At 67.1% G+C, this 25,671-nt stretch carries 21 protein-coding genes and 1 pseudogene; 13 read left to right on the plus strand and 9 right to left on the minus strand.

The annotated features are described in order from the left end of the window. Positions 1–30 precede the first annotated feature (30 nt). Both RYH80_RS04575 and RYH80_RS04580 read right to left on the minus strand, forming a co-directional pair. Positions 31–546 carry a DUF6338 family protein gene (locus RYH80_RS04575; RefSeq protein WP_370902675.1) on the minus strand — a complete coding sequence of 172 codons (516 nt, stop codon included), beginning with the start codon at positions 544–546 and terminating at the stop codon, positions 31–33. Positions 547–614: 68 nt separating this feature from the next. Beyond that, the gene (locus RYH80_RS04580; RefSeq protein WP_370902677.1) at positions 615–2,798 is read right to left on the minus strand and encodes an elongation factor EF-2; all 2,184 of its coding nucleotides are present in this window, start codon (positions 2,796–2,798) and stop codon (positions 615–617) included. 271 nt (positions 2,799–3,069) lie between these two features. Between RYH80_RS04580 and RYH80_RS04585 the strand changes: the two genes are divergently transcribed. Beyond that, positions 3,070–3,843: a DUF5781 family protein gene (locus tag RYH80_RS04585; protein WP_370902678.1), complete on the plus strand. Its 774-nt coding sequence runs from the start codon at positions 3,070–3,072 to the stop codon at positions 3,841–3,843. A 59-nt stretch (positions 3,844–3,902) separates the two neighbouring features. On the opposite strand, the gene RYH80_RS04590 is transcribed toward RYH80_RS04585, so the two are convergent. Beyond that, a complete protein-coding gene (locus RYH80_RS04590; RefSeq protein ID WP_370902679.1) occupies positions 3,903–4,145 on the minus strand; it encodes a hypothetical protein in 243 nt (80 codons plus the stop codon). A 192-nt stretch (positions 4,146–4,337) separates the two neighbouring features. Here RYH80_RS04590 and RYH80_RS04595 point away from each other — a divergent pair, with 192 nt between their 5' ends. Continuing rightward, positions 4,338–4,742, plus strand: a complete 405-nt coding sequence (locus RYH80_RS04595) for a translation initiation factor IF-2 subunit beta (RefSeq protein WP_370902680.1) — start codon at positions 4,338–4,340, stop codon at positions 4,740–4,742. A 105-nt stretch (positions 4,743–4,847) separates the two neighbouring features. Here RYH80_RS04595 and RYH80_RS04600 read toward each other — a convergent pair whose 3' ends face one another. After that, a complete protein-coding gene (locus tag RYH80_RS04600) occupies positions 4,848–5,027 on the minus strand; it encodes a DUF7836 family putative zinc-binding protein (protein WP_370902681.1) in 180 nt (59 codons plus the stop codon). Between the two features lie 184 nt (positions 5,028–5,211). Between RYH80_RS04600 and RYH80_RS04605 the strand changes: the two genes are divergently transcribed. The 4 genes from RYH80_RS04605 (at position 5,212) to ppcA (ending at position 10,217) form a co-directional block, all read left to right on the plus strand. Beyond that, complete coding sequence (locus tag RYH80_RS04605; RefSeq protein WP_370902682.1) at positions 5,212–5,454, plus strand: hypothetical protein; 243 nt, start codon at positions 5,212–5,214, stop codon at positions 5,452–5,454. A gap of 205 nt (positions 5,455–5,659) precedes the next feature. Then, the gene (locus tag RYH80_RS04610) at positions 5,660–5,830 is read left to right on the plus strand and encodes a hypothetical protein (RefSeq protein ID WP_370902683.1); all 171 of its coding nucleotides are present in this window, start codon (positions 5,660–5,662) and stop codon (positions 5,828–5,830) included. Between the two features lie 359 nt (positions 5,831–6,189). After that, positions 6,190–8,637, plus strand: a complete 2,448-nt coding sequence (locus RYH80_RS04615; RefSeq protein WP_370902684.1) for a methyl-accepting chemotaxis protein — start codon at positions 6,190–6,192, stop codon at positions 8,635–8,637. A gap of 107 nt (positions 8,638–8,744) precedes the next feature. Further along, a complete protein-coding gene (gene ppcA, locus RYH80_RS04620) occupies positions 8,745–10,217 on the plus strand; it encodes a phosphoenolpyruvate carboxylase (protein ID WP_370902685.1) in 1,473 nt (490 codons plus the stop codon). 164 nt (positions 10,218–10,381) lie between these two features. On the opposite strand, the gene thsA is transcribed toward ppcA, so the two are convergent. Then, on the minus strand, positions 10,382–11,968 hold the full coding sequence (thsA, locus tag RYH80_RS04625; protein ID WP_370902686.1) for a thermosome subunit alpha: 1,587 nt from the start codon (positions 11,966–11,968) through the stop codon (positions 10,382–10,384). Positions 11,969–12,243: 275 nt separating this feature from the next. Further along, a complete protein-coding gene (locus RYH80_RS04630) occupies positions 12,244–12,699 on the minus strand; it encodes a hypothetical protein (protein WP_370902687.1) in 456 nt (151 codons plus the stop codon). 238 nt (positions 12,700–12,937) lie between these two features. Between RYH80_RS04630 and RYH80_RS04635 the strand changes: the two genes are divergently transcribed. The 4 genes and pseudogenes from RYH80_RS04635 (at position 12,938) to RYH80_RS04650 (ending at position 17,050) form a co-directional block, all read left to right on the plus strand. After that, complete coding sequence (locus tag RYH80_RS04635; protein ID WP_370902688.1) at positions 12,938–14,266, plus strand: eCIS core domain-containing protein; 1,329 nt, start codon at positions 12,938–12,940, stop codon at positions 14,264–14,266. Positions 14,267–14,272: 6 nt separating this feature from the next. After that, positions 14,273–15,226 (plus strand): DUF7958 family protein, encoded by a 954-nt coding sequence (locus RYH80_RS04640; protein ID WP_370902689.1) that lies wholly within the window; start codon positions 14,273–14,275, stop codon positions 15,224–15,226. 40 nt (positions 15,227–15,266) lie between these two features. Then, positions 15,267–15,608 (plus strand): annotated as a pseudogene (locus RYH80_RS20135) (DUF7958 family protein); the annotation flags it as partial. 59 nt (positions 15,609–15,667) lie between these two features. Then, positions 15,668–17,050 carry a M28 family peptidase gene (locus tag RYH80_RS04650; RefSeq protein WP_370902691.1) on the plus strand — a complete coding sequence of 461 codons (1,383 nt, stop codon included), beginning with the start codon at positions 15,668–15,670 and terminating at the stop codon, positions 17,048–17,050. Positions 17,051–17,066: 16 nt separating this feature from the next. On the opposite strand, the gene RYH80_RS04655 is transcribed toward RYH80_RS04650, so the two are convergent. Further along, positions 17,067–18,815: a hypothetical protein gene (locus RYH80_RS04655; protein ID WP_370902692.1), complete on the minus strand. Its 1,749-nt coding sequence runs from the start codon at positions 18,813–18,815 to the stop codon at positions 17,067–17,069. 318 nt (positions 18,816–19,133) lie between these two features. Between RYH80_RS04655 and RYH80_RS04660 the strand changes: the two genes are divergently transcribed. Further along, positions 19,134–20,777, plus strand: coding sequence for a gamma-glutamyltransferase family protein (locus RYH80_RS04660; RefSeq protein WP_370902693.1), 1,644 nt, complete (start codon positions 19,134–19,136; stop codon positions 20,775–20,777). 103 nt (positions 20,778–20,880) lie between these two features. Here RYH80_RS04660 and RYH80_RS04665 read toward each other — a convergent pair whose 3' ends face one another. Then, the gene (locus tag RYH80_RS04665; protein WP_370902694.1) at positions 20,881–22,008 is read right to left on the minus strand and encodes a S8 family peptidase; all 1,128 of its coding nucleotides are present in this window, start codon (positions 22,006–22,008) and stop codon (positions 20,881–20,883) included. 179 nt (positions 22,009–22,187) lie between these two features. Between RYH80_RS04665 and RYH80_RS04670 the strand changes: the two genes are divergently transcribed. Next, a complete protein-coding gene (locus RYH80_RS04670) occupies positions 22,188–22,940 on the plus strand; it encodes a DUF2797 domain-containing protein (protein ID WP_370902695.1) in 753 nt (250 codons plus the stop codon). 409 nt (positions 22,941–23,349) lie between these two features. Next, the gene (locus tag RYH80_RS04675; RefSeq protein ID WP_370902696.1) at positions 23,350–24,447 is read left to right on the plus strand and encodes an aminopeptidase; all 1,098 of its coding nucleotides are present in this window, start codon (positions 23,350–23,352) and stop codon (positions 24,445–24,447) included. A gap of 61 nt (positions 24,448–24,508) precedes the next feature. On the opposite strand, the gene RYH80_RS04680 is transcribed toward RYH80_RS04675, so the two are convergent. After that, positions 24,509–25,576 (minus strand): Gfo/Idh/MocA family protein, encoded by a 1,068-nt coding sequence (locus RYH80_RS04680; protein ID WP_370902697.1) that lies wholly within the window; start codon positions 25,574–25,576, stop codon positions 24,509–24,511. Positions 25,577–25,671: the final 95 nt, after the last annotated feature.

The following is a 25,671-nucleotide window of genomic DNA, read 5'->3' on the forward strand; positions in this document are numbered from 1 at the left end:
GATCTTCGTCGGACAGACTCCTCGGGTTCTTCAGGTACAGGTCCTTCTGTGAGGAGTCCCAGGCAGAGGGATCGAATCGCCTCTGATATGAGGGCCGTTCTCGAGAAACACCTCGATCCAGCCGTCACCCGCTTCGTCGAAGGCGTACCGCCACGGTTCACGCCTGTCCCTGTCGTCACCGCCCCGTCTTCGGTCCGCCACACCCAACAGAGCGGCTAGGAGAGCCAACACGGACAGGTGTCCGAGGTACAGCAACACGCCCGTCGACAGTGAGACACCGAGCAGTTCAGATCCGGTGACGACACCGAGTCCATCCGTCAACGTCTCTCCTACTCCCGCCATCCAGCCGAAGTGAACTGGCGAGAAGACGTACAACACGAACAACGATCCCAGGCTCGCCGCTGAACTCCACACGATCTTCGCGGTCCGGTCCAGGGTGTCGTTCCGCTCGGCGACACGGAGGAAGAGCCGAATCGCGAGGTAGCCAGGGGCGACTAACAGCAGAATCGTCACCAGCGTGATCGGGAGGGTTCCCGGGTTCGCCATCTGGTGGTGATCCTGCCCGACGTGTCAAAAATCTACCCGAACCGAACGGCACCGAAGAGGGTCGCCGTTCAGAAGTAGTCGATACTCTCGGGGAGTTCCAACTTCATCCCCTTGCGCTCGCGGATGTCCATGATCTGGTCGCGCTGGAGCGTGTCGGACATCACGCGGAAGCCGGCGTTCTCCGTGTTCCAGGAGGCACGCCCCTCCGTCGCGGAGCGGATGTCCGAGGAGAACCCGATCATCTCCTCGACCGGGGCGATCCCCTCGATCACCATCAGGTCACCCTCCTGGTACATGTCGTCGACGCGACCACGCCGACCCTGGATCTCGCCGGAGGCGTCGCCCATGTACTCGTTGGCGACGTCGATCCGCACGTCCTGGATCGGCTCCAACAGCATGACCTCGGCGTCGATCAGCGCACGGTGGACGGCCTCGCGGACGGCCGGGATCACCTGCGCCGGACCACGGTGGATCGTGTCCTCGTGGAGCCGGGCGTCGTGGAGACGGATCAGCGACCCCTGGACCGGCTCGGCGGCCAGCGGCCCGTCGTCGAGCGCCTCCTCCAGCCCCTCGATGACGAGTTCCATCGTCTCGTTGAGGTGCTGGATCCCCTTCGTGTCGTCGACGAACACGTTGTTGCCGTGGATGTGCTCGACGTTCTGGGAGGTCTCCTTGTCCATCCCGGCCTCCTGGAGCGCCTCGCGGCGTTCCAGTTCCGGCATGTCCATCGTCGCCTCGCCCATCGCGATCGTGTCGACGACGTCGTCGCCGAGCTGCTCGATGGAGATGTAGAAGCGGTTGTGACGGTTCGGCGAGATCCCCTCGACCTCCTCGCTTTCACCCTGCGGCGACTCGCGGAACACGACGATCGGTTCGCCCGTGTTGACCGGGATCCCCTGGTTCTTCTGGATCCGCTGGGTGATGACCTCGAGGTGGAGCTCACCCTGCCCGGAGATCAGGTGTTCGCCGGTGTCCTCGTTGATCTCGATTTGAATCGTCGGGTCCTCCTTGGCGACCTGCTGGAGCGTCTCGATGAGCTTCGGCAGGTCGTCCATGTTCGTCGCCTCGACGGACTTCGTGATCACCGGCTCGGAGATGTGCTCGATCGACTCGAACGGCGTCATCTCCACGTCGGAGACCGTCGACCCCGCGATGGCGTCGCCCAGGCCCGTCACGGCGGCGATGTTCCCGGCCGGGACACCCCGGTCGAGTTCCTCGCGTTCGCCACCCATGTAGATCCCGACGGACTGGAGCCGGCTCTTGCCGGCCGTCCCCGAGACGTACATCTCGTCACCCATCTCGAGACTGCCGGAGAACACGCGTCCGATCGCGACCTCGCCGGCGTGCGGGTCCATCTCGATGTCCGTCACCATCAGGACCGTGTCGCCGTCGCGGTCGACCTGTCGCATGCTCTCTGCCACGTCGAGCGTGTCGTCGCCGCGCCAGATCCGCGGGATACGACGGGGCTGGGCGTCCAGCGGGTCCGGGAAGTGCTCGACGACCATGTCCAGCACCACGTCCGACAGCGGCGTCTGCTCGTGGAGTTCCAGCCGCTCGTCGTTGCGCTCCAGTTCCATGACCTCGCCGAAGGAGATCCCGGTCCGCTCCATCGAGGGCAACGAGACGCCCCACTTGTACAGCGCGGAGCCGAACGCGACCGTCCCGTCCTCGACGGAGACCGTCCAGTCGTAGTCCTCGTCTTCGGTCATCCCGCGGATGAGCTCGTTCACGTCGGCGATGACGTCCTGGAGGCGCCGCTGCATCTCCTCGGGCCCCTCCTGGAGCTCGTTGATGAGGCGGTCGACCTTGTTGATGAACAGCGCCGGCTTCACACCCTCGCGCAGTGCCTGTCGCAGCACCGTCTCCGTCTGGGGCATCGCGCCCTCGACGGCGTCGACGACCACTAGGGCACCGTCGACGGCACGCATCGCCCGCGTCACGTCGCCGCCGAAGTCGACGTGGCCCGGCGTGTCGATGAGGTTGATGAGGTTGTTCTCACCCTCGTACTCGTGGGTCATCGACACGTTCGCCGCGTCGATGGTGATCCCACGCTCCTGTTCGTCCTCCTCGGTGTCCATCATCAGCTTGGTGGCCTCGCCCTCGTCGGCGATCATCCCGGCCCCAGCGAGGAGGTTGTCTGTCAGTGTCGTCTTCCCGTGATCCACGTGTGCCGCGATGGCGATGTTCCGGATCTGCTCCGGCTCGTCCATCAGCGTCTCGCACTCCTGTACGATCTTCTTTCGTCGACCCATTGGGGTTCGGTACTGGGCGCCCCGTCAAAAGGGTAGTGCTTTCCGGTGTCGAAAGCGGTCGTCTGTGGCCGCCTCGCACGGCCTACCGCGACTTCGCGTGTGCCCCGTTGTCACGCCACTGCGTCGTCTCCCGGAGCGATCGACACCGTCTCTGGCCGGCCGACCCCGCCGCCCAGAACGGCCGACACCGCCCGTCGACCACAGCCGACCCCGTCCGTCGGTCGCCGGCGACCCAAGAGTGAAACCGGACGAGCCCTTGTGAACTGTACGCATGGACATCCGAGTAGACGGAGCCGTCTCCCCGGAGCCGTTCCTCGGGGCGGCGTCGTTGTTGGAGACGGAGTGGGACCTCGACCGACCGGTGGAGGTCCAGGTGCGGGAGGACCCGGACGAGCGGACGCTGGCGGCTCACTACGACGACAGACACGTGTTGCAGATGTCGCGTGCGGCCGCGACCAGCGTGATGGCACGCGAGTTGGCGTTACACGAACTCGCGCACATGGTCCGGTACGAGAACGACCACCCGTCACACACCCAGTCGACGGACGAGGCGCTGTTCCTCGCGCTGGCGGGGCAGTCCGTCGAGCGCCGGAAGGTGACCCACTGTTACCAGATCGCCAACCACATGAAGGACATCTACGCCGACGACATCACCCTCTCCGTCGCCCCCGCGGAGAAGCTGGTGACGTTCTTCGAGTCGCAGTTGGCGACCGCCCTCGCCGAGCGACGCGACGAGGAGTGGTACCCGGACGCGGAGGTGACGGACACGGTGTCGGACCCGGACATCTCCGTCGTCAACGCCGCCTTCGCGCTCGCGGTGATCGACCGTCACGACCTCGTCGCCGACGACCACCGGATCTTCGACCTCGCGGGGGCGCTCGCAGACGGTGCGCCGGGCGTCGACCTGGGACACTTCCGGCGGAAGTTCTCGACGCTCGCGGACGAACCCTCGGAGTCGGCCTACCGGAAGGAACTCGTCGACGTGACGCGGACCTACGCCGCCGAGAGCGGCGCGCGAGGACCGGGCGAGCCAGCCGCGGACTGAGCGGCCTCGTGGAGTCGGTCGGAGAGTCGACGGGATCGGTGGTGGCGGCCGCGAGCCGATCACGACTCGCGGAGCCGGGCGCGGACCCCGAGTCCGAGCGTCCCGATCCCGATGGTGATCGGCATCACGGCCGACCCGTTCGGGATGGACCCGACGAGGAAGACCCCGGCGGTCGCGACGGCCATCAACCCGGTCACCGCGAACAGCACCACCTCGTCCGGCAGCGTGTCGTCCGCGTCGTCCGCCGACTCGTCCAGCAGCTCCTCGTCCACCTCGGTGATCGGCTCGTCGGTGTCGACCATTCGTCGGACATCAAGGCCCGCTGGCACGTAGTTCTCCCGTTTCACTTCGTCCGCCTGGATTCGGTCTAGCGTCCACTCTCGCTCCCCGTCGTCCCACCGGCAGTTGGGACCCCGGTTCGAGCGATCCGAGTCCCCGAGCGCCGCCGGACCGACTCCGCGAACGTTTTACCCGCGGCGTCGCGACGTGTCGGTATGGATTACGACGACATGCTCGACCGGGCAGTCGAGGAGACGCCCGACATCGAGGAGAGTGGTTCGCGGTTCGAGGTCCCCGATCCGGACGTGCGCCAGGAGGGGAACGTGACCGTCGTGGAGAACTACCAGTCGATCGTCGACACCCTCTCGCGCGACGAGGAGGCCGTCCTGAAGTTCCTCCAGAACGAGCTGGGGACGGCCGCACACATCGACGAGAGTGGCCGCGCACGACTCACCGGCGGGTTCAAACAGCGTCGCGTCGGCGACGCCCTGGACGCCTACACGGAGGGGTTCGTCATCTGTCCGGAGTGTGGACTCCCGGACACCAAGTTGGTCACACAGAAGGGCGCCGAGATGCTGCGGTGTGACGCCTGCGGTGCGCTGTCGAGCACGCAGTCGTGAGGGCGTCGACGGCGGGTCGTCCCACCGCCCGCAGTGGCTCTCGTGTCGTCGCCTCGCGCCGTACCGCCTACCGGTTCGCCGTTCGGTGACCCGCCACCGGGCGGCTCACTGGAACTGTTTGAGCGTCTCCAGGTCCCGTTCCGTCCGCATGAACTCCGCGAGCCGACGGGTCGCGTGACAGTTCGGACAGGAGAACTGACTCCGGTGTTCGTCGAGGTCCGTCGGGTTCTCCTCCCAGTCTTTCCCACACTCGGGACACACCAGTCTGACGAACGCCTCCTCCATACCCCGAACTGTCTGCCGGCCGTCGGATAAACTTTGGCCGGTTCCCGACGACGGCGAGGCGAGTCCGGTGTCGGAGTGTGCCACCAGACCGGACCCGTCGCCGAGTCGACACGAGCGTTCAAGTAGGGAGCCGGGACCACCACTGCGTGCCAGCCGACGAAACGACCCGCTGGCACACTGAACCATGAGCCTGTACTGTCGTAACTGCGGTCACGCCGACTCCGTCGTACTGCTCGTCGACCTCGCGACCGAACTCCCGACGCGGGACCGGCCACGCGGTCGGAGCGCCGACGGAGACGAGCGGGCCGCGCCACCGAACGGCACACGACGGCCGACCGACTGGTCGCTGGACGTCGCCTGTCCGGCGTGTTCGAGCACGGACCTGGCGGGTGACCCCCGCGGGCTGTTCGCGGAACTCGCACGCTGACCGGCCCCCGGCGACCGTCGCGGCCGGTCGCGACGCGGCGAGCGAGCGTCGACCACCTGTCACCCCACGTGCGTGTCACGACCGAGAGCCACCTCACCAGAGAGTCGTGCATCCGTCGTATTTTCGACGGGTTCCTACCGGAACCTTCCGGCGAGAAGCAAATAGCTAAAAGTGCATATATCGGTGGGCCCTCACTCACCGACGCATGACGGACGACGAAGCCGAGATCCTCGGCACGACGAAGGTGGCACGGCGCTGGCGTATCAGCCTCATCAAGGCGGTTCGCGAGGAACTGGGTGACGAGGACGGGCCGGAGATCGGCGACCGGATCGTCTTCCGGAAGGAGGACGGCGAGATCGTCGTCGACCTGGCCTGAGGGGTCGCACGTCTGGCGCGTCGACGCGGCGGGTCCCCGAGCAGTCTCTCGAAGACGGTGTCCATCTTCGGCCGACGACGGACTCGTGATCTGACCGACGAACAGATCCGACGAGTCGCACGTTCCGTCGAAGGTCCCCGCCCCACCCGGTGCCGCAACGAGCAGTAGCGGACGGGCCGACAGATCGGTCGATCCGTACGACTGCTCGGACTCGTTGCCGTGTCCGAATATTGTGCATTACTACACCGTCCAGCTGACCGTGTGTTGTGTTTTGCACCGTCGAGTCCGTTACTTCGCCCGATAACTCGAAGGTCAATCTTAAACCTGTTTACTACTGTTTCCGTCTCGATGCGGGGGAGATGCACGTGAGCGGTGGTGTCCGTTCGGCGGTGACGGGGAGTTACACGGTTCGACTGTTGGCAGTCGCACTCGGGATCGCGGTGATCGTCGGGGCGGTCGGTGTCGTGACACTCGACAACGTCACGGACAGGGTACAGACGGCGCAACGCGACAGGGTAGAGTCGCAGGCCGAGATCACCGCGGAGGCGGTCGACCGGTGGCTCTCGGCACAGCGGAAGTCGACGCGGTCGCTGTCGAATCACCGCGTGGTCAACGACGGGGAGGCGGCCGCGGTCCGCGACGTGTTCGGGGGAGCGGTCGACAGACTCCCGACGTCGACGACCGCGATCCACCTGGTCGAACGTCGTCCGAGTGTCGACTCGGCGGGGCGTAACGAGACGATCCTCGTCAGTACCAGCGAGTCGATGGAGGGGCGACAGCTACGGGACCTCAACAGTGCCTGGCCCCCCAGTGTCGGGTTCAACTTCGAGACCGTCGACGAGACACTGGTCTCCTGGACGTACAGCGACGAGGGACGGCCGACGGTCGCAGTCGCCTCGCCGACACTCGACGGCGAGAACGTCGTCGTGGTCGAGTACCGGACCGACGTGCAGGCAGAGCAGTTCCAGGCCGTCATCGACGGGACGGACACGATGGTCCTCGGCGACGCGACCGGGCTCGTGTTGCTCGACGACAACACCTCGAACGTCCTCACCTCGTACCGCGGTGACGCGGCCAACACGACCGTCGGCGCGCGGCTGCTCGACGCCGAGAGCGGGACGGACGTGAACGGCTCCGCGTTGACCGACGAGTCGGTCGTCGGCTACGCGGACGTCGGACAGGGGATCGGGTGGGTGGTGGTCAAGGAGGCACCCAGACGGAACGCGTTCGCGTTGGTCACGACGGTTCGTGAGGGGACGACGGTGATCGTCGGGGCCGCACTCCTCGGGTTCCTGGCACTCGCCGTCGTGATCCGACGGGGGCCGGTCGGGACGATCCAGCGGCTGGAGGACCGCGTCGCCGCGTTGTCCGAGGGTGACCTCTCCGTCGCCGTCGCCGACTCGGAGCGTGCAGACGAGGTCGGGAGGTTGGAGTCCGCCGTGGCGGACACACACGACTACTTGGAGACGGTCGCCGCACAGGCCGACGCCATCGCGGCCCAGCGGTTCGACGACCCGGTGTTGGACGAGGAGGTCCCCGGAGAGATCGGCGAGGCGATGGCGACGATGCGAGCGGACCTCGAGTCGTCCATCGCAGAGAGCGAACGGAACCGCCGCGAAGCCGAGCAACTCGCCACGGACCTCGAACGACAGGCGGAGGAACTCGCCCGCGTCGTCGGTGCCGTGGCCGACGGCGACCTCACGTGTCGTGTCTCGTCGACGACGGAGACGGACGCGACGACGGAGATCACGGCCGAGTTCAACCGGCTCCTCGAGGAGATCGAGCAGTCGTTCCACGCCGTCGGATCGCTGGCGGCCGACGTGGACACGGCGAGTCGGCGGCTCTCCGAGCTACTCGGCGAGATCGACGACGACGCCGCCGACGCGACCGCCTCGGCGGTCGACATCGCCGACACGACCGACGAGCAGGACGAGGCCGTGAGCGAGGTCGCCGGAGAGATGTCGAACCTCTCTGCGACCGTCGAGGAGATCTCCGCGTCGGCCAGCGAGATCGCCGAGGAGTCGTCGGCGGTGCTCGCTCGCGGACGCGAGGGGCTGGAACTGGCCGAGGACGCGATCGAAGGGATGGCGACGGTCGACGAGCAGACGGACGCGGCGGTCGCAGACGTCGAGAGTCTCCGCGACGACATCGACCGCGTGGGCGAGGTGGTGACGTTGATCGAGGACATCGCCGCCGAGACGAACACGCTCGCGTTGAACGCCTCGATCGAGGCTGCTCGCGCGGGCGAGGCGGGCGAGGGGTTCGCCGTCGTCGCCGAGGAGGTGAAGAACCTCGCAGAGGAGACGGAGGCGGCGACCGAGGAGATCGGCGAGATCATCGCCGGTGTGGAGGCGTCCACACAGACGACGGCCGACGGGATCCGTGCAGTCGGGGAGCGCGTGAGCGAGCAGCGCGAGACGGTCGCCGCCGCCGCGGAGAACGTCGGCGAGATCGTCGATCGGACGGAGGAGTTGAACGCCAGCGTCCAGGCGATCGACCACGCCACCGACGATCAGGCCACCTCGACGGAGGAGGTCGCCGGGATGATCGACGCGGTCGGCGACCGAACTGGAGACACGGCCGACGCCACCGCCGACCTCTCGGCCTCGCTCGAACGACAGCGCGAGCAGGTCGCCGACGCGACGGAGGCGGTCGCGAACCTGACCGACACGTCTGGGTCGCTGGCTGCCGTCGCCGACGAGTACGCGGTCGACGTCGACGGAGAGCCGACGGCGCCCGAGTCGGGCGGCCAGACACCGACCGCCGCCGACGGCGGAGCGGGTCCCGGAGACACCGGCGTCGAGTGACCGACGGCGAGACGCGGCTCGCCGTCGGTCTCTCACCTCGAAGGGTCGTTCTCGTCCGCGCGCAACGGTGAGTGAACTTATGTCGCTCCCGTGTGTGTACGTGTCGCATGGACGGACCACCACGCGTGATGAGCACACAGCACCCGGACAACGCAGTTCCGCCGTTCTTCGCGGACGGGGAGGTCGTGGCCGACGACGACGAGATCCAGGAGGCGTACTACGCGTACACCCACCTGGGCTGTGACGAGCAGATGTGGGACTTCGAGGGGAAGGAGGGCGACGAGTACGCGGTGAAGAAGCTGCTCTCGCGGTACGGCGACAGTTTCCTCGCGGCGCCGTTGGGCGCGGACCGACGGCTGACGATCCGCGGCCCGAACCCGGACGTCGAGGAGTCCGAGGCGAAGGTGTTGTTGGAGATCCTGGAGTCGATCCCGCGATCGTACGACGCCGCGGCGACGTTCTACGGGGAACACGACCACGAGACGGTCGCCCCGATCCACGAGGTGATCGTCCCGATGGTCACCGACGCCGGCCAACTCGACGCCGTCCACGACTACTACACCGACTTGGTCGTCGGCCAGGCGGACCACGTCGTCGGCGACCGGACCGTCGCCGACTGGGTCGGCGAGTTCCGCCCGGAACGGATCGCCGTCATCCCGCTGATCGAGGACCGCGAGTCGATGCTGCGGGCCGACGAGATCGTCCGCTCGTACCTCGCGGGGCGCGACGTGGACGAACAGCGCGTGTTCCTCGCCCGCTCGGACCCGGCGCTCAACTACGGGTCGCTGTCGGCGGACCTGATCAACCGCGTCGCACTCGCCCGGCTCGCAGACCTCGAACGAGAGCTCGACACGACGATCTACCCGATCCTCGGGGCCGGCTCCGCCCCGTTCCGGGGGCACCTCACGCCCGAGACGGCGGGCGACGTGGTCGCGGCGTTCCCCTCCGTCGAGACGTACACGGCACAGTCGGCATTCAAGTACGACTACCCGCTGGAGACGGTCCGGGAGGGGGTCGCGACGCTCCGAGACGCGGAGCGCGGCGAGCCACACGCCATCGACCGCGAGCGAGCGCTGGCGGTCGTCGACCGCGTCGCCGCCGCCTACTCCGAACAGGTGTCGCGGGTGGCGCCGCTCGTGAACCGCGTCGCCGAGTTCGTCCCCGACCGTCGCGCCCGGAAGCTCCACGTCGGGTTGTTCGGCTACTCCCGCGACGTGGAGGGGGACACGCTCCCGCGAGCGATCACCTACACCGCCACGCTGTACAGTGTCGGCTTCCCGCCGTCGATCATGGGGTTGTCCGGGTTGACCGACGACGACGTGGCGTTCCTCGAGGACGCGTTCCCGCGGTTCTTCGACGTGTTGCAGGCCGCGCTGGCGTACTACAACCCGCGGTCACTGGAGGTCGTCGACGTGCCCGAGTCGGAGGTGGAGGCGGCCCTGGAGTTGGTGTCCGCCGACCGGAACGAGACGCACCGCGAGGCGACGGACGCGGTGATCGACGCGCTCGACCGCGAGGACGGCGACGCCGTCGAGAGTGCGGTCGTCCGCGCCGCTCGCGAACGGCAGTTCCTCGGCTGAGTGGTCACGGGTCGGCAGGACATCCGCTGACCGGTCGGGAGCCGGCAGTTCGTCGAGAGAAACGTGAGAACGGGAGTGCGCGTGATCCGGGTCGCGTCGGTCCGGGTCCGAGCGCGCGATTCGCGCCAGGTCGACGCGAGTGCGTTATGTGTCCGTGAGCGGCGTCACTCGGCGGAGATCACGTCGTCGATCCGGGCCAGCATCGTCGCGGCCTCGGTCGCCGACGAGATCGCCTCGCGCTTGACCGAGGCGGGGTCGACGACACCCTCGGCGACGGGGTCGACGATGTCCGTGTCCTCGCCCGTCTGGACGAGCCCGGCGCGGCCCTCCTCGTTGGCGGCCCGCAGGTCGACGAGCGCGTCGATCGGGTCCTGCCCGGCGTTCTGCGCCAGGGTGCGCGGGATCACGTCCAGCGCGTCGGCGAACGCCTCGACGGCGAGTTGCTCGCGGCCCTCGACGGAGGCGGCCTCCTCGCGCAGCGCCGCGGCGACGGCCAGCTCCGTCGCACCGGCACCGGGCACGACCTCGCCCGTGTCGGCCGCCTGCGTCGCGGCGTCGACGCCGTCGCGGACGGCACGCTCCAACTCGTCGGTGACGTGCCCCGTGCCGCCGCGGACGAACAGCGTCACCGTCTCGGTGTCGCCGCCACCCTCGACGAACACCAAGTCGTCGTCGAACGTCTCCAGCCGGACGGACTCGGCGAACCCGAGGTCGTCGTCTTCGAGGTCCTCCACGTCGCCGATCTGGCCCGCACCCGTCGCCTTCGCGACGGAGGCGGCGGTGTCGGAGTCGACGGAGTCGAACACGACGACACCCTCGCGGGCCAGCGTGCCCGCGACCTGATCGTTCACGTCACCCGTGACGAACAGCACGTCCGTGTCCGTCTCGAGGACGGCCTCGGCGTACTCCTGGAGGTGCTGTTCCTCGGCGGCCAGCGCCTGGTCGAGCTGGTCGCGCGAGGAGACCTGCCACTCGGCGTCGGCCTCGAGGTCGCGCTGGTCGAGGTCGGCGTCGAGCACGCCCACCTGCACGTCCTCGTGGGTCGCCGCCAGGTCCTCGCGGACCGGCGACTCTTCGGCGACGATCCCCTCGATGAGCTCCGTGTCACCGGCGGAACTGCCGGGCTGGGTGGTGATCGAGATCGCGTTCCGGTCGACGCCGGCGTCCGTCTCGACGCGACGGACGGCGGTGACGATGTCGCCGGCCAGCGTCTCCGGCGTCACCCCGCCGGTGCCCTTGCCGGTCATCGACGTGGTGACGATCTCCGTCAGCGTCTCGTCGTCGATCTCGCCCTCGACGACCGCCTCGTCGACGGCCTCCAGCGCGGCGCGCTCGGCCGCCTTGTACCCCTGGACGACCGTCGTCGGGTGGATGTCGTCTTCGAGGAGTCGCTCGAACTCCGAGAGCAGTTCGCCCGCGAGTGTCACCGCGGTCGTCGTGCCGTCGCCGACGTCTTCCGCCTGGGACTCGGCGACCTCGACGAGCATCTCCGCGGCCGGGTGGTCGATGTCCATCTCCTCGAGGATCGTCGCACCGTCGTTCGTGATGACGACGTCCCCGGAGTCGGAGACGAGCATCTTGTCCATCCCGCGGGGGCCGAGCGTCGTCCGTACGGACTCCGCGACCGCCTTCCCCGCCTCGATGTTGGCCGACTGTGCGTCCTCGCCGGAGGTCCGCTCTGCGTCCTCCGACATGATGAACAACGGCTGTGCGCCGCCACGGCGTCGCTGCGCGCCTTGTGATCCAGACATGTGTCGTCTGAAAGTGTGGTTTCGGTTCTATATAAACCTTGCTCTCGCGGCTCGCGGAGCCGCCGTACGGCGCCACCGTCGCGGTGTGTTGACTGGTCACACAGTGGCTTTTTATACTGTGGTCGAGGTGGTGGTCGCGGGTGGGTCGCGGCCGTCGTAGGGTGCGTCTCGGTGTGGGCCGCGGTCGTCGCGGTGGTGACGGCGCTCGGGAGAGAGATCGTGTCGGGAAAGGAGTCGGGGGAGCCGCGAGTGAGGTGTCTGTGTAGGTTGTTCGACTACGACGGCACCGCGTCGGCGTCGTGGTCGGCAAGTCGCTTGGACCACCCGTCGGGGAGGGTGGGCGTCTCGACGAGCGTGAACTGGAGCGTGGTGAGGCCGTCGAGTACCGTCTCGCGCTCGTCGGGTGTCATCGCGTACTCGTCACGCGGTGTGCCGACCGGGTAGCGTGGCGCTTCGGGAAGGCGGTCGGGTTCGCCCATCGCGGCGGCGCGTACGTCGTCGATCGCCTCCGCGACGACGCACAGGAGGTGCTGGAGTTGCGTCGGGGGAACGAAGCCGCTGGCCGCGAGTCTGTCGCGGATCTCCTCTGTCGCGCCGTGGAGTTCTCTGGTGCGGTACTGCGGGAGCGGGAGCAGGCGCAGTGTCTCTAGGTGGGTGTCGTAGCTGTCGAGTAGTGGCTGTACCGCTGTCGTCCCGTCATCCTTTTCAGACGGAGAATCGTTCGAACACATTGTCGTGCGTGGCGCACGACACTGCGGAGGTAGGGTGTCCCACCACCCTGCCACTTTTGCTGCAGTGACGACCTCGCAGTGTCGTGTCTCGGCGTTGTGCTCGCCGGTTGTTAATAGCTGTGGTTGCGTTGGGATTACCTGTGTATAGCCGGTGCCTCTGATACGTCAGTCAGTTCGGTCGTGCTTCCTCTTTGCCTGTAGGTGGCTAGCCTTCACATGATGGGAGAGGCATTAAGCGGTGTCAGACAAGATTCAGACACGACAGATGGGTCGACGCTCGCGGCGGTCCCGGGGTCGTACACCCGAGACGGACGGCGAACAGTCGAGTGACGCGGATGGTGATGATGTCCAACGCTGGCCGTCGGACTCGGCAGTCGGTCCGAACACTGCCGGGCCGGCCACGAAGGAGGAAGTCGAAGCGTACTACGGGTGTGAGGTCTCCAGCGCGAAAGAGTACAAGGAGCTTCAGCGACTGGAGAAAGCCTACGGCGGGCAGGTACTCCGATGGGCCGACGAGGGGATTCCCATCGACGCGATGGGTGACCAGTCGAAGATCCAACGCTTCAGAGAACGCCGTGACTCCGAGATTCCCTACGACATCGAAGAGTTCAACAAGGACTCGTTAGACGAGAACACCGGTCGTGTCGCTCGGCGAGTGCGCGAGAGTCCCGACGGCAAGACCGATGTCCCCGACACAGTTCGTGAAGTGATCTCCTCGCCCGGCCGGTCGTTGGACTCGTCGATCCAGCGCGCCGTCGAAGAACGGATGGGTGACTCGTTAGGCGACGTACGGATTCACACGGGACCGAAGGCAGCCGAAGCCGCCGACCAGATCAACGCCCGCGCGTTCACCGTCGGTAACCACGTCGCGTTCGGCGCCGGCGAGTACGACCCCGAGTCCGCAGAAGGCCAGCACGTCTTAGCGCACGAGTTGGCGCACGTCCGCCAGCAGACCGGCGGTGACCTCTCGATGCTGCCGCAGGAGGGTATACAACTGGAGATCGATCCCGACCCGGAACTAGAACGTGAGGCCGAGGAGACCGCACGGCGCGTGATGAGTGGCGGGAAACTCGGGATTCAGAAACTCTCTGATTCCGCGATTCACCTCCAACGGATGCCAGACGTGGAACTGCTCGAACAGTTCCGTCAGTCCGACGACGCCGACGTGAGTGCCATCGAAGCACGGCTCGCCGAGCACGAGCGACGGCTCTCGGCGTTGGAGTCGGCCGACCGCGGCTTCACCGAGGCGATGACCGAAGACGGGTTGAAGGCCGCAGTCACGGAGGTGATCAAGGGGAGCAGCACCTCCGTCGGCGAAACTGTGGCGATGAACGCCCTCGGTGTGAGTGGTGCCGCTGCGGCGACGACCAGCGCACCTGCTTGGCTCCCGCTCGTCACACTCGCCGTCGGCGCGGGTGCCGCCGGACTCGCCTCCGCCGCCGTCACCGGCGGCGCGAACGTCGACCGACTCATCCAAGAACTCAAACAGTACCGCGACAGTGCCGACCAACGGGAAGAACTCGACTCACACGAGACAGACGACGAAGGCGGAATCAACATTGTCTGACGAGCCATGGACGCTACAATCGAAGGCGAGAACGAAGACGGGATTGGGCTGTACGTAACGGACAACGAAGGGGTCGAACACGGGATCGAGATGACGTTCGACGGTGAAATCCTGTACCACAGCCAGGATGGATACGCCGATGACCCAGATAGTCGAGCAGGGGACGGGAACCAACACGTCGCGCAGGCCCGCAAGTACGCGAAGTACTACGTCTATCGAGAGACGGACTACGACACGCTGACCGCGTACCGTAATCCGGATCGAATCGCGGCGACGCTGTGTACCCTCCAGAACCGCTCGCTCGGCGAGATCGAGGCCGACTTCGGACAGTTCTACCGGCAACAGGCGAGCCACTTCCGCGAGGAGGTCGCACGGCCGGTGTCCATCTCCCGGCACGTCGCCGGCGACGACTTCGTTCTCTACCACCAGCACGTCCAGTTGGCGGCCGGTCTCGACGAGATCCGTGGAACCGCCGAACAGTTCGCCGAGGAGATCGGTCGTCTCACCGCCGACATCGCCAGCGAGTTCTCGCTACGGGACTTCCTCGACGGCGCATTTGACGGAATCGCCGACACGTTCACCGAGGAAGCCGACGCCGACGATCTAGAGTTGGACCTCCCAGACTTCGGCATCGAGAGTACCTCGCAGGTGTACTACCGCTACTACGAGGCGACCAACGAGACACGGACCGTCGGCGACGACGGGCTCGATCCAGACCCCGATACGCGTCTGGAGATGCCACCCAGCAGTGTCGAGTCACTCGAACAGTTCGACGCGCTACTGTCACGACACCTCTTGTGTCAACTCCGCGACGCCTACGTCAGTCGCGGGATCGAACCACCCGCCGCCTACCGCGTGCTCGGCCACGGCACCCACCACGACGCTCAAAACTACCGCATCGTCGACCTCTACCCCGACTACGTCGACCCCGACGCCGACATTCCCGGCTACGTCGCGTAGGTCCCTCTCTCAGTTCCACCGGTTCTTCCACCGGTTCGCCGAGTTAACCATCACGGGCGTCTCCGGGCTCCACGTCGGCTACCCGAACCGCCGCGGCAGACACGAGGTCGACGAAGCCGACACGCCGTTCACCCACCAAGCGCAAGCGCGGTTCTCACTGTTACCGTACGCACCAGACACGACGAGTGAGTTCCGTGAGTACCTCGATCACCACCTCCGGTGTCAGGTGCGCGACCGGTTCGTCACGATGGGTGTCGTCCCACCGGAACCGTACCGCGTCGTCGGGATGGGGCGCTTCCAAGACGCCCGCCGGTACGACCACTACGAGATGTACCCGCAACTCCACCTCGCCGACGGCGACCACAGTCCGTTGTTCGGGTGACCGGACGATCCGTCGCCGCGAGGCGAACACTCTCGTACCTGTCGGCACACCCTCCGGGCGTGTTCGAGACAGACGCACCCCTCCACCTCCCCGAAGAGGTCGTGGGGGACGCCTACACGAGTTCGTTCGGCTGGGAGACGCTGACCGCACTCGTCGACGTGGGGAGTCGGATGGCCGGGCAGACGGGCGAACGCCGCGGTGCCGAGGTGGTCCGCGACGCCTTCGCCGAGGCCGGGCTGTCGGACCCGCGTATCGAGTCGTTCGACGTGCCCGGCTGGTGGCGCGGCAGTTCCAGTCTCTCGGTCCACGAGCCACACGAGCGTCACCACGAGGGCCAACAGGACGTGCTCGCACTCCCGGGGTCGCCGGCCGGCGAGGCGACCGGACGGGTCGTCGACGTGGGTGCCGGCACGTACGACGACTTCGCGGCGCACGCCGACGCGTTGGACGGGGCGATCGCGCTCGCCTCCTCGCGAACGCCCGAGGAGTCGGACCGCTGGATCCACCGGATGGAGAAGTACGTCTCGGCGGCCGACCACGGGGCGGCGGCGTTCGTCTTCCGCAACCACGTCGACGGCGCCGTCCCACCGACCGGCGAGGTGGGCTACCACCAGCGACCCGGCCCGATCCCGGCCGTCGGCGTCTCGAAGGAGGTCGGCACGCGCCTCGCGCGCTACGCCGAGCGCGGTGCCGAGGCGACCGTCGCCGTCGACTGTCGCAACGAGCCGACGCAGTCGCGCAACGTCGTCGCCGAGGTCGGCCCCGAGACGGCCGAGGAGGTGCTCGTCACTGCTCACGTCGACGCTCACGATATCGCCGACGGCGCTAACGACAACGGCGCCGGGTCGGCACTCGTCGCCGAGGTCGGGCGACTGCTCGCACACGACGCCGTCGACCTCGACACGCGGGTGCGACTGGTCACCTTCGGCGCCGAGGAGATCGGCCTGTGGGGTGCCTACCACACCGCGGAGACGAGCGACCTCGACGCGATCCGCGGCGTCATCAACCTCGACGGAGCCTGTTCCTCCCGGAGTCTCCGCGTCGGCACCAACGGCTTCGAGGCACTCGGGGAGCTGTTCGCGGGTGTCACCGACGATCTCGACGCGCCGCTGTCGACGGGTGACACCATCGCCCCCCACGGCGACCAGTGGGCGTTCGTCCAGGAGGGTGTCCCGGCGGCGATGGTGTCGACGACCTCGGAGTCGTCCGGACGCGGGTGGGGGCACACGCACGCGGACACGCTCGACAAGTTGGACTCACGCGACTTCCGTGCCGTCGCGATCCAGGTCGCGGAGGGTGTCCTGCGGCTGGCGAACGGGGTCGTCGAGCCGACCCACCGGAGCCGCGCGGAGATGCGCGACCGAATCGACGAGGGGTACGTACAGGAGCTGAAGCAGGGCGGGCGGTGGCCGTACGGGGAAGATCGTACGCAGACCGAGTGAGTGTGCGGTAGCACGGCTAGTGGTGCTCCGTCCACCGATCGCGCACGTCAGACCACACGAGAGAGACCGCCAACAGGAGTGCTCCGACACCGATCGGGTTCCCTGCAACGTGTCCGAGAGAGGTGGTCAGGAACGCCGTTCCGGCAATCGCGGCTCCGACGAGAAGTGTCCCAGCGACGGTCGGTCGGAGTGGGCCGATCCCGCTCTCGCGGACGACTGGGTACGCGTACAGCGGAACGAAGTTCACGAGTCGGATTGCGAACCGGTTTCCCACGACACCGTTAGAGGGCAGACTGGCCGCAGAGAGGCCAGTGAAGTAGACGAGAAATGCGAAGAGCGTCGAATGACGGGAGACGATCGACGGGAGTTGAACGGTCCGGTTCCTCTCACGGATGACGAGTAACATTCCGCTGGAACCGACGATCATCGCGCCGAACCCGAGAACGGCGGCGAGGACCCCGCCAGTGAGGACACCGACTGCCACCGTGAGCACCCCCACGAGTGTGATCGTCGGTGTGATCAGTAGGTCCGGGGGACGTGGTGTTCCGCGTGGGCGCCGGTCACCACGAGACCACGTTCTCTTGAGTCGTTCGACTTCGGAAAACCAAAACAGACCGACGTACGCTGCTGCTGAGAGGATCGGAACGGAGACCGTGAGGGCGAGTACTGTCACTGCGACACTCCGTTCGCCCGAGAGTACCGGTTCCGATGCAAACAGCAGCCACACGATCCATCCGATAGACCTGAGCCCTTCCAGAACTAACGCGAAGCTGAACAGCCTTGACGGCTCGGACCAAGCCAGTGATAACGTAGTGACGATCTGATTCTCGAGGTCAAGTGCCCTCCGCTTGAGTTTCGTCGCCCACTTCACGTTCGTGGCACGCTCTAGGACGCTGACGGCTACCCCGACGATGAGGAGGACCTCGGGGAGTGGGTACAGCGCGTCGACGACGGCGATCAGAACCCCGAGAGAGATCCAGACGACGAGCATCGTCGACACCGGAGGCCAGTCGACACCACCGACGGACGACCGTAGGATAGACACTACCGATGCAGCGGCAACCACGTTCACGACCGACCACAAGATGAAAGTAGAATCTTCGATAGGATTTGTTGTGAAAAAGTACGAAGATATCAACAATCCGTACACGAGAACGGCAGTAGCACTCGTGAGCCAGACGGACAGGCGAACTGTGCGTGGTTCTGTCAGAGGCCACTTAGAGCGGCCAGAAATTCTGGTAGATCCGACGTAGGCGACGAGCAGATACGATGGCCACCGCTGGGGAACGACGACACTGGGTTGTAACGGTTTCAGTAGATCTGCGATCAGTTCCACGAGTTCGGTCACTGACTGATTGATCGGTATCGAAATCCAGTATAGCTCAACTGGGAGGAGGAACAACCAGTTGGTCACGGTCTCAAGTCCACCGTAGATTGCGAATATGAACCCGCCTTGATCCACCCAGATGTATATCATAGTAGCGGAGTAGAGGGTACTGGTCGTGACGATCACGAGTACGGACCAAGAGATGGGCTCCCGCTCGGGGTCTCTCAACTGCCACAGTCGTGACAGTGCGACGACGCCCACTAGGAGTAGAAATCCTCTCACGGGGCCGAACACCTGCGGGACGAAGACCGAGAGCGTCTTCAGCACTGCTGGGTCAAGAACCAACCTGGTCGTCGTATCGACGAGTGGCCGCCACAGCAGATTCCACACTGCCAGACAGAGGACGAGTAATTCAGTGTGTCGTCGTAGCCAGGACATGTTTCTACCGCACCACACCCGAGCTACGGTGGCGTCGCTGGCTCACCGTCCGGTTCGGCTCTCTGCACGCGAGTGGGTGCTTCGGTACCCCTCCCCCCATGGTACAGTGTCGTACACGCGTTACTGATAGATTTTTATATTATTTCTGTGTTTGTCTTTTAACGAAATTTCGAATTATTCTCGCATTTTCTAGAGATTCGAGGCTGTCGTATAAGTGTGAATCATCACCCCGTTGAGTAGCTCCACGGACTCACTGCCGAACCCGGAACACGCAGCCGACTGCCGTGACCTTTTGTCTCCGACCCGCCACCGACCGGTATGGACCCGGACCCCGACAGATTCGAGTCGCGTCGGTCGACCGTCTACGGACAGCGGGGCGTCGTCGCCACGAGCCAGCCGCTCGCGGCCCAAGCCGGCCTCTCGACGATGGAGGACGGCGGCAACGCCTTCGACGCGGCCGTCGCCACCGCCGCGGCGTTGAACGTCGTCGAACCGACCTCGACCGGACTGGGCGGCGACGTGTTCGCGCTGTACCGCACTGCCGACGGCGAGGTCGGCGCGATGCGCTCGTGTGGACACGCTCCCGCCGACGCCACCATCGACAACGTCCGACAGGCCATCGCCGACGATCCGGACGGCGACGTGGACGACCCGAGCGAGGCGGAGATGCCCGACACGGGCGCACACACCGTGACGGTGCCCGGCACCGCCCGTGGGTGGGAGGTCACCGCCGAGCGGTTCGGCGAGAAGTCGCTGTCGGAACTGCTCCAGCCCGCGATCCGGTACGCGACCGAGGGGTACCCCGCCTCGGAGCTGATCGCCGGCGCGTGGAGCCACGCCGAGGAGCTGTTCGACGACGAGAACGCCCGCGAGGCGTACCTCTTCGACGGCGAGGCGCCGGACGTGGGCCAGACCGTCACGCTGCCGAAGCTCGGCGAGTCGATGCGGAAGATCGCCGAGCGGGGCGCGGACGTGGTGTACGAGGGAGAGATCGCCGAGCAGATCGCCGCCGAGGTGCAGGACCACGGCGGGTTCATGACCGTGGACGACCTCGCGGAGTTCGAACCGGAGTTCCCCGAGCCGGTGTCGACGACGTACAACGGAACGGAGGTGTACGAACTCCCGCCGAACAACCAGGGGCTGATCGCGCTGGAGGCGCTCAACGTCGCCGAGGAGATCGCCGCCGGCGACCACCCGCTGGACTCTCCCGAACGCGTCCACTACTTCGCGGAGGCGATGAAGGTCGCCTTCGAGGACGGCCACCACTACATCACCGACCCCGAGTTCGAGGACCACCCGCCGCTGGCGTCGAAAGACTGGGCCGCGAAGCGCGCCGAGTTGATCGGCGAGACGGCGAACCACGACGTGAGTTTCGGCGTCGAGGACGCCAACGCCGAGGACGCGGACACCGTCCTGCTGTGTACCGCCGACGACGAGGGGAACGTCGTCGCGTACATCAACTCCCGGTTCGCCGGCTTCGGCTCCGGGTTGGTCGCGGGTGACACCGGGATCGCGCTCCAGAACCGCGGGTCGTCGTTCTCGCTGGACCCCGACCACCCGAACGCGCTGGCGCCGGGCAAGCGACCGTTCCACACACTCATCCCGGCGCTGGCGGACTTCGCGCCCGAGGACGGCGCCCGCGACGACTGGGCCGCGTTCGGCGTGATGGGTGGGTACATGCAGCCGCAGGGGCACCTCCAGGTGATCTCGAACGTCGTCGACTACGACCTCCCGTTGCAGGCCGCCTTAGACCGGCCGCGCTGGCGCTACCGCGAGGACGGCTCGCTGGCGGTCGAACCCCACTTCGACGGCCACACGGCCGGGAAGCTGGTGCGGAAGGGCCACGAGGTCCAGACGCTCCCGCCGGCGCTGTTCGGCGGCGCCCAGATCGTCCGCAACGAGGACGGCACCCTCTCGGGTGCGACGGAACCGCGGAAGGACGGGAACGCGGTCGGGTTCTGAACCCCAGTCACGCCGACGCGCGACCCGTCGTGGCAGGCTGTCGAACCCTGCCGTCGATCACCGGATCTCCAGGTCCGTCACCGGGTCACTCGACAGACCGCGTTCAGATCCCGAGTGCGCCGTCGGCGTCGACGGCGCCGGAACCCTGCTCGTTGCTCCCGAGTCCGAGATCGTCGGCCGTGTTCCGCAGTCGCTGGCGAGCCTCCGTGTTCGTGTACCCCTCGGCCATCAGCAGTGCGCCGACGCCGGAGACGTGCGGACACGCCATCGAGGTGCCCGAGAGGAACTCCGTCCCGCCGCCGAGCTTCGTCGACTCCACACCGACACCGGGCGCGGCGAGCTCGACTTCGGGCCCGGTCGAGGAGAAGTTCGCGAGGTTCTCGCCGTCGTCGACCGCGGAGACGGCGACACACTCCGACAGTGCCGCCGGGTAGCCGACACAGTCCGTACAGGGACCGGAGTTGCCCGCCGCGGCGACGAGCAGGACCCCGTTGTCGTAGGCGTACCGGCAGGCGTCCGCGACCGCGCTGGAGTAGCCGCCGCCCAGCGACAGCGACCCCACGTCCCAGCCCTGGTTGGCGGTGTACTCGATCCCGGCCGCGATGTCGGAGTAGGAGCCGCCGCCGTTCGACCCCAGGACCTTCACCGAGTGGAGCGTCGCACCCGGCGCGACGCCGACGACGCCGCGATCGTTGTCGATGGCTCCGACCGTCCCGGCACAGTGAGTACCGTGACCCTCGTCGTCGCCCCAGCCGTAGTCGCAGTTGTACGAACACTGGACCGCGTAGGCACCCTTCCCGAGGTTACCCTGGAGGTCCGGGTGGTCGGCGTCGATCCCCGTGTCGATGACGGCCACGTCGGCGCCGGCGCCGGTGAAGCCGCTGGCGATCGCCGTCGTCGCGTCGGTCTGGCCGATCCCGTACGGGGTGTCCTGTGCGAGCTTGTGCATCGTCCCGTTCTCCTCGACGTAGCGGACGTTCGGGTTGTTCTCCAACCCGTCCGTGGCCTGTTCGGGCATCCGCATCGTCATCACGTCGAAGTCGAACTCGCGGACGACCTCGTCGGCCCGCCGCTTCGCGGCTCGCTTCCCCTTCCCGTTCTCGAAGCCGACGTTGACCTCTACCTTCCCCTCGCCGTCGGCGGAGGCCAGTCCGGAGACCGCGGCCGTGCCGGCCGCCGCGCCGATCGTCGCCAGTGCGTTCCGTCGGGACAGTGACCGTTGGTGTGTCATCCCACCTGTCACGCCGACCGGCCAGGTATTAACATTTGTCCAAATTTGAGAGTACCTTTGCCGACTGAAGATAGAATACATTCGTTTTCGAGCGTTGTCCGAGGCACGAGCGCTCGTCGCCGACACCGACCGGGAGGCGGATAGACACGTCTTTGCTGGTGGGTGTCGTAGCGTGGTCCGTGCAGGTCGTGGGGTACGAGACGGCCGACGGCGGGGCGGGGGTGTACGTCGCCTCGTCGGACGGCGTCGACTTCGAGCCGTTCGAGCCGGGCCGAGAGCTGTCGTGGTCGCTCGGCGAACGGCAGTGTGCGGGTGTCGTCACCGAGGACGGACACCGCTCGTGTTCCGCGCCGGAGGCACCGTACTGTGATCACCACACCTCGACGTGGGTGTGTGCGCGGTGTACCGGCGACTGTCTCAAAGACGAGATGGACTGTTACGACGACCACGCGGTGTACCTCGCGGCGTTCGCACCGGACGTGTTCAAAGTCGGCGTGACCAAACTGTGGCGGCTGGAGACACGCCTCCGCGAACAGGGGGCCGACCGCGCCGCCCACCTCCGGACGGTCGAGAACGGCCGGATCGCCCGGGAGATCGAGGCCGGACTGGCGACGGAGTTGACGGACCGCGTGCGCGTGCCGACGAAGGTCGCCGGGCTCGGCCGAGCCGTCGACGAGGCGGCGTGGGAGTCGACGCTGGCGGAGTTCGACCCACTGGAGACGTACACGTTCGACTACGGGCTCTCGCTGTCCGGCCAGCCCGTCGCGGAGACGCTCGTCAGCGGCACCGTCCGCGGCGGCCAGGGACGCGTCGTCGTCGTCGAGAACGCCGGGACGGCGTACGCCGTCGACCTCCGGGACCTCGTCGGCTACGAACTCCACGAGGACGACCCGGACCGCGAACTCCAGTCGAGTCTCGGCGCGTTCGGGTAGTGTGGAGGGTAGTGTTCAGATACGGTTGAGTCGTCTGACGAGACTACCACTCAGGAAGCCCCGAGGGGATCGCGGTCGCTCGGCGACATATCGCGCCTCTCGGCACCGTCCGGCGCGATAGGGGTCGCCGAGACGACAGAACTGAACGCGATCCCCTCGCCCCTTCCAGTCCCGCCCGAATCCGCTCCGCACAGCGCCTCACCCTCCCCAGCCTCGTCGCTCGCTTCGCTCGCTCCTCCCTCGCGCGTTCCTCGCGCGCCACCCGCAACCGTCAGTGTATCTGAACACTGCCGTGCAGGGACCACATCGCCTCCCGGGCACCGTCGTCGACCCACGCGGACTCCGGCGGTAGTTTTCGGGACGGATCGAATCGGCAAGCTTGATGACTGGGCCGACCGACTCGGGGGCCATGGACGAGCGCGTTCGCGAGCACGCCGCAGTGATCGTCGACCACTCCACCGACGTCCAGCCGGGTGACGACGTCGTGATCCAGGCCGGGGCGGGGACGGAGGACCTCGTCGTCGCGCTCCACGAGGAACTGGGCGAGCGGAACGCCAACCCCGTCGTGTTGAACCAGCCGGGGCGTGCGCGACGAGCGTTCGCACTCGCGGCCGACCCCGAGGAGTTGGTACTCCCGGACCACACGGCCGCGCTGATGGAGGCGGCGGACGTGGTGATCGGGATCCGTGGGTCGGCGAACCAACACGAGTCCGCGGACGTGCCACCCGAACAGCAGGTGGCGCTCCAGAAGCTCCGGAAACCCGTTCAGGAGGCGGTCCTCGACACGCGGTGGGTCGGGACGCAGTACCCACACCCCGGCACCGCACAGAAGGCGGAGATGTCCACGCCGGCCTACGAGGAGTTCGTCTACGACGCCGTCACGAGAGACTGGGACGAACAGCGCGCCCTCCAGGAACAGATGGTCGAGATCCTCGACCCGGCCGAGGAGGTGCGGATCGTCTCCGGCTCCGAGACGGACCTGACGATGTCCGTCGACGGCACCGTCACGATCAACGACTACGCCGAGCACAATCTCCCCGGCGGCGAGGTGTTCACCGCCCCCGTCCCCGACTCCGTCGAGGGGACGGTCCTGTTCGACAAGCCGGTGATCACCCGTGGCCGCGAGGTGACCGACGCGCGGCTCACCTTCGAGGACGGCGAGGTCGTCGACTTCGCGGCCGGCCAAAACGAGGACGCACTCGCAGCGACCCTGGAGGCCGACGAGGGTGCGAGCCGACTCGGCGAGTTGGGGATCGGGATGAACCGCGACATCGACCGGTTCACCTACAACATGCTGTTCGACGAGAAGATGGGCGACACCGTCCACCTCGCGCTGGGGCGTGCCTACGAGGACAACGTGCCCGAAGAGTCGGACGTGGAACGCAACGAGTCCGCGATCCACGTCGACATGATCGTCGACATGAGCGAGGACTCCCGGATCGAGGTCGACGGCGAGGTCGTCCAACGCGACGGCACCTTCCGGTTCGAGGACGACTTCGAGGCCTGATCGGGGCGGGCGTTCGGGTCACCGGGCCCCGTCTCGATCAGTGCGACGCGATCCAGCCGACTCACTCCCGCAGCGACACCGCCTCGCCGCGCTCGGCGGAGCGGTAGATCGCGTCCACGACGCGCTGGACCGTCAGCGCCTGCTCGACGGTGTTGCGCTCGGGCGGCTCGCCGGCCCGCACCGCCGCGAGGAACGCCTCCTGTTCGGCGCGGTGCGGGTCGTCGTCGCGCGTCTCCACCGTCGTGTCCGCGAGGTGGTGGCCACCCGCCGTGCTCGCGTCGTACAGCGTCAACTCGCCGGCCGCTTTGTCGAAGCGCGCGCCGCCGTCCGTCCCGCGGACGTGGAACGTCTGGTCCGGCTCCCGGTTGCTCGCCCACGCCGTCTCCAACGAGATCGTCCGGCCGTCCGCGAGCCGGACGAACGCCGACGCCGAGTCCTCCACGTCGAACTCGTCGGCGCCGTCCTCGCCCCACATGTGGAGGTAGGCGTAGTCGTCGCGCCCCCCGAACTCCGAGCGGGTCACGGCCGACACCTCGACCACCTCGGGGAACCCGTGCAGCGACAGGGCGAGGTCGACGGCGTGGACACCCAGGTCGATCACCGCGCCGCCGCCGGCGACCGCCGCCTCGGTGAACCACGTCCCGCGGCCCGGCACCCCGCGCCGCCGGAGGTAGTTCGCCTCGACGTGGCGCACCTCGCCGAGGTCGCCGTCGTCGATCCGGTGTTGGAGCACCTCGACCGGCGGGGCGAACCGCGTGTGGAAGCCGACCGTGAGGAAGCCGGGTGCCTCGGCAGCGGCCTCCGCGATCCGTTCGGCACTGTCGAGCGTGTGTGCCAGCGGCTTCTCGACGAGCACGTCACAGCCGGCCTCCAGCGCGCCGACGGCGTACTCCTCGTGGAAGCGGTTCGGCGTCGTCACGAGCACCGCGTCCACGCGGTCGTACAACGCGGCGGCGTCCCCGACCGTCTCGACGCCGAACGCCTCGGCGAAGGAGTCACGTGCCGCCTCGTCGACGTCCATTCCGACCGCGAGCGTCGCGTCCGTCTCGACGAGTCGCTCGGCGTGGAACTGCGCGATCCCACCCAGGCCGACGATCCCGACTCGAACCGCCGTCTCGTCCGATTGCACACCCGAACGTTCACGCCCCGTGGTGTCAACGTTCCGGCGCGCGACGGGTGATCCCCGAGCGTGGCGGGTGTGTCGACCCTGCGTGTGACCGCCGT

Origin of the sequence: Halobaculum sp. MBLA0147 (assembly GCF_041361345.1) — an archaeon.
Taxonomy (GTDB): domain Archaea; phylum Halobacteriota; class Halobacteria; order Halobacteriales; family Haloferacaceae; genus JAHENP01.